General features: G+C 65.0%; 8 protein-coding genes and 1 pseudogene. 5 read left to right on the forward strand and 4 right to left on the reverse strand.

Translation table 11 applies throughout. From position 1 onward, the window contains the following. The 5 genes and pseudogenes from ABD329_RS46590 to ABD329_RS46610 form a co-directional block, all read left to right on the forward strand. Positions 1 to 527, forward strand: a pseudogene (locus ABD329_RS46590) (helix-turn-helix domain-containing protein); the annotation flags it as partial. Between the two features lie 55 nt (positions 528 to 582). Beyond that, complete coding sequence (locus ABD329_RS46595) at positions 583 to 1,023, forward strand: hypothetical protein (protein WP_344318113.1); 441 nt, start codon at positions 583 to 585, stop codon at positions 1,021 to 1,023. Between the two features lie 619 nt (positions 1,024 to 1,642). Further along, complete coding sequence (locus ABD329_RS46600; protein WP_344318114.1) at positions 1,643 to 2,530, forward strand: radical SAM/SPASM domain-containing protein; 888 nt, start codon at positions 1,643 to 1,645, stop codon at positions 2,528 to 2,530. Beyond that, positions 2,527 to 3,669, forward strand: a complete 1,143-nt coding sequence (locus ABD329_RS46605; RefSeq protein WP_198280337.1) for a methyltransferase domain-containing protein — start codon at positions 2,527 to 2,529, stop codon at positions 3,667 to 3,669. Before ABD329_RS46600 ends, ABD329_RS46605 begins: the two co-directional genes overlap by 4 nt. A gap of 327 nt (positions 3,670 to 3,996) precedes the next feature. Then, a complete protein-coding gene (locus tag ABD329_RS46610; protein WP_198280338.1) occupies positions 3,997 to 4,170 on the forward strand; it encodes a hypothetical protein in 174 nt (57 codons plus the stop codon). A gap of 285 nt (positions 4,171 to 4,455) precedes the next feature. On the opposite strand, the gene ABD329_RS46615 is transcribed toward ABD329_RS46610, so the two are convergent. From ABD329_RS46615 to ABD329_RS46630, 4 genes are all read right to left on the reverse strand, one after another. After that, the gene (locus ABD329_RS46615; RefSeq protein ID WP_198280339.1) at positions 4,456 to 5,046 is read right to left on the reverse strand and encodes a hypothetical protein; all 591 of its coding nucleotides are present in this window, start codon (positions 5,044 to 5,046) and stop codon (positions 4,456 to 4,458) included. A 7-nt stretch (positions 5,047 to 5,053) separates the two neighbouring features. Beyond that, a complete protein-coding gene (locus tag ABD329_RS46620; protein WP_198280340.1) occupies positions 5,054 to 6,727 on the reverse strand; it encodes a DEAD/DEAH box helicase family protein in 1,674 nt (557 codons plus the stop codon). Between the two features lie 3 nt (positions 6,728 to 6,730). Beyond that, positions 6,731 to 9,139, reverse strand: coding sequence for an ATP-binding protein (locus ABD329_RS46625; RefSeq protein WP_198280341.1), 2,409 nt, complete (start codon positions 9,137 to 9,139; stop codon positions 6,731 to 6,733). Positions 9,140 to 10,198: 1,059 nt separating this feature from the next. Further along, positions 10,199 to 10,417: hypothetical protein (locus ABD329_RS46630; RefSeq protein ID WP_344318115.1), on the reverse strand; the 219-nt coding region annotated here is incomplete at its 5' end.

The following is a 10,417-nucleotide window of genomic DNA, read 5'->3' on the forward strand; positions in this document are numbered from 1 at the left end:
ACGACCAGGGCGAACCGCTGGCCATTCGCGCATGGGGATCGCTGCAACTGCGCGCGGCGGTTTCGGCAGCACGGGGCGGAAGCCGGGCGGAGGCCGAAGACCGCATCGCACACGCCAGGGACGCCGCAGATCGGTTGGGCGAATGCTCCGGCCCCCCGCTGTACGACCGGCATTCGCTCACGTTCTCGCCGGGCAACGTCCAGATCCACGCCATCAGCGTTGCGCTTGAGATGCGCGAGCAGCGGAGGGCTCTGGCCATAAACCGCAAGACCAGTTCGGAACTTGTCGCCGGGCTCCCCAACTCCCGTCAGGGACACCACCACATGGACCTTGCCCGCGCGTGGCTTTGGGATGGAAACCGGGACAAGGCGTTGAAGGAACTGGATAAGGCCGAACACATCGCGCCCCAGCTCATCCGCAACCACCCCATTGCGCGGTCAACCCTGCGTAGCCTCGTCTACGCCGAACGGGCGACCACCCGTGAGAAGCTGCGCCGCATGTCAGACCGCTTTCACCTCGATGGATGAGGGTGATATTCCTGCGGTTCATATTCGGCTGCTGCCCTGCTCCTAGCTTCGGGGCATGGCCGAACAGACTTCGAAGCAAGTGCCCGCGCAGGGCGCCGAGTTAAGCGCAGGCGTCCCGTTTCGCCCCCGGCTCGGCGACCTCGCCTCAGACCTCGCGGAGAACGGGCGGATCGGCGTCGTCGTCCGTGTACCGGGCGCAAGCTCGGCGTCCTACCACCTGCGCCCGCCGGGAGGTGGCCGGGAATGGTCGGCCCCGTCCAGCGGTGACACCTTGCGCCCCGTGCCCGTGCCGGTCACCCACGTCAGTCCCCTGAAACGGGATGTCATCTACGACCACCGGGCGCAGCAGGCCGCCCTACCGGTCTTGGTCCACCACGAAGACGGCGGCATGTCCGAGTCGGTCCTGATTCTGGAGCCCGCACAGGTCGAGCTGTACCGAATCCAGCTCGACCACATCATCGAGCAGCGGCACCAGGCCCGAGGGGGTAAGCCGTGAGCGCGGCTGTGCTGACGCTCGCTCCGCCTGGCTCGGCACACACTTCCGCGCGGCTCCCCCTCGCCTTCCACTGTTCTACGACCGCCCACGACCTAAGCGGCACCCGCGAGGTCATACTCGCCACCTACCGAGCGCCCACACCTCGACTGGCTGCCCGATGGATGCAAGCCGAAGCGCTGCGTCTCGCCCGCCTGTTCGCCCCCCACCCTGGCGAGCCCTATCTCGGGAGGGCTCCCGTCGTCCCCACCGGGCCTACGTGTCCCCGCCCTCACGCCTACCTATACGCATGGGCTCAGGAACCCGGCCAGTACGAGCAGGCCCTGCTGACACTCGCAGCCGCCGAGCCGTACCGCATCAGCGTCACCGACTACGACGCCCGGTACAACCTGCTCGCCGCTCCCCTGCTGATGCCGCCCAAGCCCCCACAGTCCCCCGCCCCCGCCGGGTGCCAACCCTCCCCGGCGAGGGCGGGCCGGCGCCGCCGGAAACCGGCGAAACACGCCGCCCGTTGACCGCCGCCCCCGCGTTTTTACCGGTTCCCCCGCGGCGCGGGGGCGGTGCACCACCCCAGGCGACCGCAGGGTCAGGGTCGCACCCGTCTACTCATGGAGGCACTCACGTGAGCACAGCTACCGTGATCGGTATCCAATCCATTGAGCTGGAGATCACCGGGACCTGCCAACTCCGGTGTACCCACTGCTGCACCGACAGCAGCCCGCAGGCGCCCTCCGGGCACATGACCCGCGACGACTGGTCGCACGTCATCGCGGACGTGGCCGAACTGGGCATCCCCCTGATCCAGTTCATCGGCGGCGAGCCGACCCTCTCGCCGCACCTGCCGCAGTTCATCGACGAGGCGCTCGACGCCGGCCTCGGCGTCGAGGTGTATTCGAACCTCACCCACGTACGGCCGTCCCTCTGGGACTCGTTCAGCCGTAAGGGCGTCTGCCTCGCCACGTCCTACTACAGCGACGACCGGGCGCAGCACGAGGAGATCACCCGCACGCGGGGAAGCCTCGACCGCACCAGGGCGAACATCGTCGAAGCGGTCCGCCGCGGTATCCCGATGCGTGCCGGAATCGTCGAAGTGATCGAGGGGCAGCGCGTCGAGCAGGCCAAAGCGGAGCTGCACCGGCTCGGCATCAAGGAAATCCAGGTCGACCGTATGCGCAAGGTCGGACGTGCGGCCGGGCCGGACACGAGCATGCCGATCGCCGCCGAGCTGTGCGGGCACTGCTTCCGGCACCGCGTGTCCGTCTCCCCCGACGGGGCCGTGTCCGGCTGCATCCTCAGCCGCTTCATGGTCGCCGGCAACGTCCGCGATCAGCGTCTCGCCGCGATCCTGCACAGCGACCGATGGGGCGAGATGATTGCAGCCGTGCCCGAACCGCGCGCCGACGCCTGTACCCCGGCCGATTCGAACGACTGCGACCCCGCCCGTACGCCCGCCTGCGCCCCGAAGCACTTCGCACCCGCCCCGCCCCCCTCTCTTGGAGTTCACTCGTGAACTGGTCCGCCCGCGCCGTCGCTCTGGCCAGCGCCGCAACACACCGGCACTCCCGATGGGCGCCGGCCGTCGCCGCCACGCCACGGCACCTGTTCGTCCCCCGATGGTGGGAGCGCGGTTCGGACGGCTGGGAACTGCACGACGGCCCCTCAGACCCGCATCGCTGGCTCGACGCGGCGTACCGCGACACCTCGCTCGTGACCCGTGTCGGTCCCTTACACGCCGACTACGCCACGGAGGCCGACCGGCCGCACGGCCGACCGACATCCTCGGCCACGCTGCCGAGCCTGGTGGTGGGCATGTTCCAGCATGCCCGCATCGACGATGGCGACCGGCTGCTCGATGTGGGCACGGGAAGCGGGTACGGGGCCGCCCTCGCTGCCCGCCGGCTGAGCGACGAGCAAGTGACGAGCGTCGATGTCGACCTCTACCTGACCGAGGCCGCCCACAAGCGGGTGGGCGAGGCTGGAGTCGCTCCCACGCTCGACACGATCGACGCGACCGGGGATCTGCCCTATGACTCCGCGAGCTTCGACCGGATCGTCGCCACCGTGTCCGTACGCACCATCCCCGCAGGCTGGCTCCGGGTGCTCCGCCCCGGCGGTCGGCTGGTGACCACGATCGCCGGCACCTCCCTCCTCGTCACAGCCGAGAAGGACGAGGAGGGGGGAGGCGCGACCGGACGCGTCGAGTGGGACCGGGCAGGGTTCATGCACGCTCGCCACGGTGACGACTACCCGCCCGGCGCGGCCGTTCGCCTCGCCAAGGCCGCGGAACTGGACGGAGACGACATCACCCGCGGTCCGTACCCCGTCATCGACGTGGCGAACGCGTGGGACCTCGCATCCATGCTCGACGTCGAGGCGCCCGGTATCGAGCACGAGTACCGGGAGGACGGCGAGCAGCGCGTCGCGCTGATGGCACACGCCGACGGATCGTGGGCCCGTGCGACGGCGACCGGGAACGAGCGGCCCACCGTGCACCAGGGCGGCCCCCGCCGGCTGTGGGACGCCCTCGACAAGGTCCGCGACTACTGGCTGAGTCACGGCGAGCTACCGGTGCGAGGGGCCCGCGTGGACATCATGGCTGATGGTCGTACGTTCCTCGGCCGCGGGAAGTGGCAAGCCGAGCTGAGCTGACGGTCATACTCACGAGGGGCTCCCGGGCCGGAAAGCCCTGCCGGGGAGCCCCTTTTCCACAGGCCCGAGGCATACCCGCGACGCCGCATGGATCGACGCAGCCTGTTGGGTGATCTGGCTCGTCTCCGCCGGCCACACCCCCGCAGACGCGGGCTGTGGGCCGCCAACCCGCATGATCCACCAGCCCGCTCGCTCGACCTGTTCGCCACCACACAGCACTGTCTCTGGACGGCATCGCCGCAGGCTCCCCGATGCGACATGGAAACGATCGCTCGCTGACGCCGCGCAGCAGTCGGCCAGAAGCCGCCGAACCTGAGGAGGGCACCGATGCCAACGCCGAGACTGCGGGCGCTGGGTCAGTCGGTCATGCATCGAGCCGCCATCGCGGCCGCCGAGGCGACCACCGCCGTGGTCCCTCGCTCTTCCGCCCCGGCTCCGGGGCTCACTTCACAGGAGGGCGCGAAGATCATCGCGTTCCGGCCGCGCAAGGTGAGCGCGTAAGAAAAGGCCCAGGCCATCGACTAGATGACCTGGGCTTTCCTGGAGCCGCCTAAGGGAATCGAACTCTTGACCTACGTACGCATTTCGAGTCCCCGCAAGATCATGGCAGGTGGTTCTGGGTAAAGCCGCCAAGTACGGTTCCCGCAGGTCAGCGGACTACGACGTACGGTCCGCGTGCCACCGAATCCACCTTGTTCTGCCCTATCCGCTCACGCACGCCGATCGGGCGTCGATCCTGCCGTACACATATCAGAAGGGCGTGGCGGTGCCTGGAACGTGTCGCCGTCACACGCGCGTGAGTCGCAGCGTGATGTGGCGCAGCTCGATGCTCGCCTGCTTGGCGAGGAGTCGATGCCGAAGCATCTCACCCTCGCTGAGGCGTGTTCCCTGCGGCGACGTAACGATGATGAGCGGCTCCGCTCCGCCATCCACTCGGGCGTTGATGCCCGCCCATACAAGGTCGGCGAGCTTAGCCGCCGGCCCCCAGATCATCAGGACGTCCGACTCAGGCCCTCGGACTAGGCAGCGGTTGGGTTTGACATCAACTGTCTCGGGGTCGGCAAACCAGTCCGGCCCAATTGCCTGGTGCGCGATCTGCTCCATCCCTGGGTAGCGGCTAACCGCGAACGGGGCGTAGGGGCCGATGCCAAACCTCGCCCTCGGGAGCTCTTTGATCGGTCCATCCTTGATCCACACGCGGACGCGATCGCGTTCGATAAAACGCGTGAGCTTGCCCCCGATGCGTGGGTCGTCGATCCAACGTACGTAGCACTGAGACCGCTCACGTGGAGCCATGCCGTCCCAGTCGAGTTCGTCGACCTGCCGGTACACCTCGGCGATCACCTCGCGGCGGATCTCCTCATCGATGTCACTCATCGATCCCTCACCCCCCAAAGGCGGCCGGGTCGGGAAACTGAAGGCGACTCTTGTCCAACGAGGTCTCCAGACTGGCCGCGTCCTTGATCCATTCACGCATCAGACTCTCCGCCCGCTTGTCGGCGAAGTCGAAGCTCGTGCCGCGCTCCCGCAAACGCAAGGTCTCGACTTCGTCTTCTGCGATCTGCTGGCGGATGTTCAAGATAGCGGCGATGCGGCGGATGTCGCTGACGAAGTCAAGGACTTCCACATGCGACTTCCCCGGACGCAGGCGCAGACCGCGGCCAAGCTGCTGGACGAAGACCCGACGACTGTGCGTGACTCGAGCGAAGCAAAGGATGTTCACGTCCGGGATATCAACGCCCTCGTTGAGGATGTCAACGGCGGTCAGGATCGGGACTTCGCCGCTCCTGAAGCTCATCAATCGGGACTGTCGTTCCCGCTTGCTGAGACCCGCATGAACAGCGAGTGCCCCCCGCCACTGCGGCACCTCTGCGAGCAGCACCGCCATGCGTTCGGCATGTTCGATGGTGCGGCAGAAGACGACCGCACGGGGCTGCTGGGTACGCGCCCATACCTCAATCAGCTTCTCACGCACCCCCTCATCTCGTTCCGGCAGAAACAGACGGGCGTTGAGATCCTTGATCGAGTAGCTGTGGTCGCTCATACCACGGACGAAGTCCCAGTCGATGTTATCCGCGTAGAGCCGGTAACAGACTTCGGACAGGTAACCCAGCCGCATGCCGTCCTCGATACCCAGCATGTAGCTCGGTTCGCCAAAGCGCGTGCGGATATCGAAGCGATCACCACGCCAGGGCGTAGCGGTGACCCCGAAGATCTGGCTCGCGCGGAGGACATCTAGAAGCTCGGCCAGCTGGCCGTCCTCGGCGACGTGATGAGCTTCGTCGACCATGACCAACGCGGGGCGGTAGCCAGCGCGGGCGTAGCTGAGAGCGCTCGTTGTGGTTGCGCAGGTAACTCCTCGCAGGTCGTCGGGCCGGTGGTCACCCGTCAAGAGCTGAGTGCGCACGCTCTTGGGCAGGTGATGCCACAATGCTCGCTCGAGCTGCTCCACCAGATCCTTTGCCGGGGCGACGATCAAGACTTTGTCCTGAGAGTTCACGCGGAGGTGCTGGTCGATGGCCTCGCCGCCAACCACTGTCTTCCCCAGGCCAGTTGCCAGGACCAGCAAGGCACGGTCGGCGCTCTTCAAATCCCCGACGAGCGCCCGCAAAGCCTCGCCTTGGTAGGGGCGCAGCCTACGGGACGGCAGCCGGTCAGCAGTGAATCGGTCGTCCGAGTAGAGGTCAACCAATTCCTGACCAGACCATAGCTCCACCCGCATGCCAACCGCCGCGAGGCTGTCGCGACGCTTGTGGGTGAGCGGACCAAAGCGGCTGTTAGTGACCACTACGGCGCGGTCGGCACCATAGTGGGCTTTGGCCTCCAGAACCTCATCGATGGCACTGGGTGGCACCGCCGCACCCGCCTTCCACTTGGCTTGAAACACCCACAAGCGGCCTTCGCGGGTGGCAAGAATGTCGCCGCCCTGGTCGTTCGCACCGTCGATGTTGACGACGTCGGTGAAACCCAGGTGAAGCGTTAGCCGCTCCAGCTGACGGGTGAAACCGAACGGCCCCACCCATCGCAAGAAATCTGGTGCCATGAACGAGGTAGTCATCGCTCACACAGATCCGGCAATGCTCTGGTCGAGCATGTCGAAAGTGATCCGAGCCAAGGAGAGCTCCAGTCGGGTCTTCGCTCCTGGGTCGGTCAGGAATTCACTGATAACCTCCAAAGGACGCACGGTTTGTGTCACTTGCCTATCTTTTACCGCAGTATCTGACCAGCCACGCCAGGACGTCTTGAACACCGCTCCGTCCAAGAAGGCGGCTGGACGCACCCGGACGACGGCCGCGATCCCGGCAGCGTCCAAGTGAGCCACGAAATCCCCCTGCTTGACGACGGTAGGCCAGTCGAGAGACGCGTCCGCTCGCCCGGCGTCCCGCTCAGCACGCAGCCTCACCGCCTCTGGCACCGCCTCCCAGAGTTCGTCGGCCATGGGCGCAACAATGGGCGTCATCAGCTCTCGCACACGACTCAACAGTGAGTCAGCCCGGTCGCGTAGTGCTGACTCGGTGACCCGTTGGTCGGAGAACTGCCGTGTGACCTCAGCCGCGACCGCTGTCACCTTCTGCCCATCCGGTTCGAAAGCGTGCAGAGTCTGTGCGATCTCCATCAACGCGTAGTCGCGGGGGTCGCGTCCATATTCACGGAATACGAGGTGCTCGCCGTGGACAAACACCTCCAGGTTCACGCCCTTTCCAAGTCGAGCCAGCGAAGGGACCGGCCGCTCGCGATCGTCCAGCAAGGGCGTGCGCGTCTCGAAGACCGTCACGGCTTTGCGGCCAAGTCGCGGCAGAGTCACCTCGCCCGTCAAGTCAAAGACCTGGCGAGCGCCGGCACGGTAACGCTCGAAGCGCTGCTCCTCGGTCTCCACAGGCTCGGGCTCAGGCGCCGGGGCAGGTGTCGAGGTGGGCGCCACGCCACCCAGGTCGGGGCCATCATTCGGCGCATCGCCCAGAGGCGTCAGTCCAGTGCGGCCCGCCAGCGAAGGCCCGCCGGCCCCACCACTGCTGGTCGGTCGTGTGGGCACCCCTCCATTGCCTCGGTTCTCGTCATGGGCCAGTACCGCCTGGTACCAGATCTCGTCCGAGAGGAACTCCGGGTGCTGGCCCGAGTGGAACTTAACACCCCACTCCCGAGCCGTCTCGTGGATAGCTGTGCTCCCATTGCCAGGGATCAGACAACCCACACCCGGGCGATTTTCCTGATAGCCCTTGAAAATCTCCCCGAGGGGCGAGGAATTCGATGGGTATCCCAGCGCCTTGGCCTTCTTCGGGCGCATCGGCCCCTCACCGCGCAGCGCGACGACAGCATGTCGCCAGTCCCGGCTCTCCCGGTTAAAATCGGTCTTCTGGTAACCCACCGGGACGTGATCGAGGTGAATCTCGCCCACGATGCGGCCCTGAGTGGCGGGGATATCCACCGGGTACTCGGGAACCAGAGTCCCGTCGTCCGGATTCTCCCAAGTGAATAGGGAACGGTCGCCGATCCGTATCTTTCTGCCGTTGCGCAGGAAGTCGATCCCGTAGTCGCTCTCGTCCAGGTAACGCTGGACCCCGAACCAGCCGTGGATACGGCGCTCGCGCAGCTGCATGTCGTCGCCGTCGCACTCCGCACACCGTTCCAGCGCGAGGTTTGGGTTCTGCCAGTGACCGCACTTCATGCAAGCCAGCGCAGACGCCAGAGGAATGTTCACGGACTTGACAGCGGCGATCTCCCGCCCCTCCTTGGTCACCGTACGCGACGCCGACCAGACACAGGGCAGTCTGGGCGAGACGGTCTTGCCGTTCACCTTCAACCGGAAACCGCGCCCCGCCATCGGGCCGTCCGGAACTCCGGGAATCGGGTTCTCACCCCGCAGCAAGTAAGAGTAGACACGACCAAGATCAGCGCGGACCGAAGCATGTCGATTGACCTTCTTGAGATCTTCGGCGATTTCGGTACGCAGGCGACGGACGATCACTTCCGTGCCATGATCGGAGACGTCCTGCTTGGGCTCCCGCCGGAGAGGCGTTCTGAAGCTGTCGTTCTGCGCGAGGCGGCGTAGGTCGATTTCCACGATCAGCCAGTCTGGGTCACCTGCCCGTGTGGTCCGCACCTCAGTGTGGTGCCCCAGACGGGCTGTGGCGATGTTGAATCCCATACCAAACAACCCGAGGCTGCCATACCTACGTTTGCCGCTATAGCCAGCCTTCAGCGCACTCTGCAGGTTCTCCAGGCTCATGCCCCGCCCGTTGTCTAGCAGACTGACAATCGGATCGTCGTCGATGGGCTTCGGCAGAGTGATCCAGACCTCCTGCGCCTCGCTGCGGTCCGGGTCCGTCAGGAAGTCGTCGAACGAGTTGTCGATCAGTTCCGCCAGACACTGCCACGCCTTATAGGGGATGTCCCCCAATGCCTCCAGCAGTTGCGGAGACGGCGTGAGGTCGATCTCCTCGAACAGGACTTCCGTGGCGTCACTCGACAAAGCGGTGCTCCCGTCTCAAGCGTTGCTGGAAGAGACCAGTTCATCCAGCTCCATCAATAAATACCGCACGGCACTGACATCGGGGCCAAGTCCCGCCCTGCCTAAACAAGCTCGCCTACCGCACGTCGAGGGTGACCCAAGGGAAGGGCTGCTAGACCCCGCCCGCCCTCTCCTACAACTGGGTTGATCCACTCGGCCGCTGCCTCCATGCCTTCGTGTCCCCAGACCTCGGCCCGCCACCAATCGAGCGGAGTTCTGGCAAGAGAAGATCCGACGGAAACCGGGCCCGTGACGCCGACACCCACCCGGCGCTGAACGCGCAGGGCTGGACCGTCGTACCATGACACCTGGGGCAAAAGTGCACAAAATATCCTTAGAGGAACCCAACTACGCGAACTTTGGTGAACACGACATCGGTGGTACGCCGAAAGTCTGCGATCGGCCTCGCTGAGACTCGATAACGAAGTCTCTTGCGATGTAGAGCGGACCGCAGAAGTCGCTCCGGCTTTCGCGTCTCGTCCCTTGTTCGCGGCCATGACCGCAGGTAGCCGAGGACGACGACCACGAGCCAGGTGGCATGGTTTCAATAGTTTTTCAAGAGCCTGCCTAACTGCTCGATCCGCAGCCCGGGGAACCCCACGACCACACCCGCTCAGCCCTCAACACCCCAGCCATACAAGGGAGATGCCCTGATCGCGGCTTTCTGCAACACACTTTAGCTAAGGACCCAGTTCCGGGAACGCCTCTAACAGAATGCCGATCAACTCGCGCGCGCCGTTTACGTCCAGCTGGATTGATTGGCTAATCTTATTTGGGATCTCTCTCTCGGGCGATCCGTAAGTGTCGAGCTGAACAATCACGCGACCATCCACCGCGAAGCTTCTATAGCCACATGCAACCGGACCGTGAAGACGTTGAACGTCTCCATTGATTCCATGGAATGATTCTATGCGCGCCATGTAACAACCTTACCGGGCCACAAGGATTGCCACAAGACCGGAAGTAATCGACATAGCAACGTAAGGTCGAGTTGGGCCCTAGACTGCCGTCCAATTCACGCTAATCACGTTCGCCACACTGGTGGGCTTGGCGCCATTGGCATGCAGTCGCCTCGCAGGCGAGTTCGATACAACCATTGAAGAGCAGGGGACGGAAGTCGCAGACTTCCAAAACACCCTTTGAGAGGTCGTTTTCACCTTGAATGCACTGGTATCTGCTAATTTTCGCGGCACGGGGTTGTGGTGGTGCGGAGATTGCTGATGCGTTTGGTACCTGATG

It is taken from the genome of Streptomyces javensis, assembly GCF_039525925.1.
Taxonomy (GTDB): domain Bacteria; phylum Actinomycetota; class Actinomycetes; order Streptomycetales; family Streptomycetaceae; genus Streptomyces; species Streptomyces asiaticus.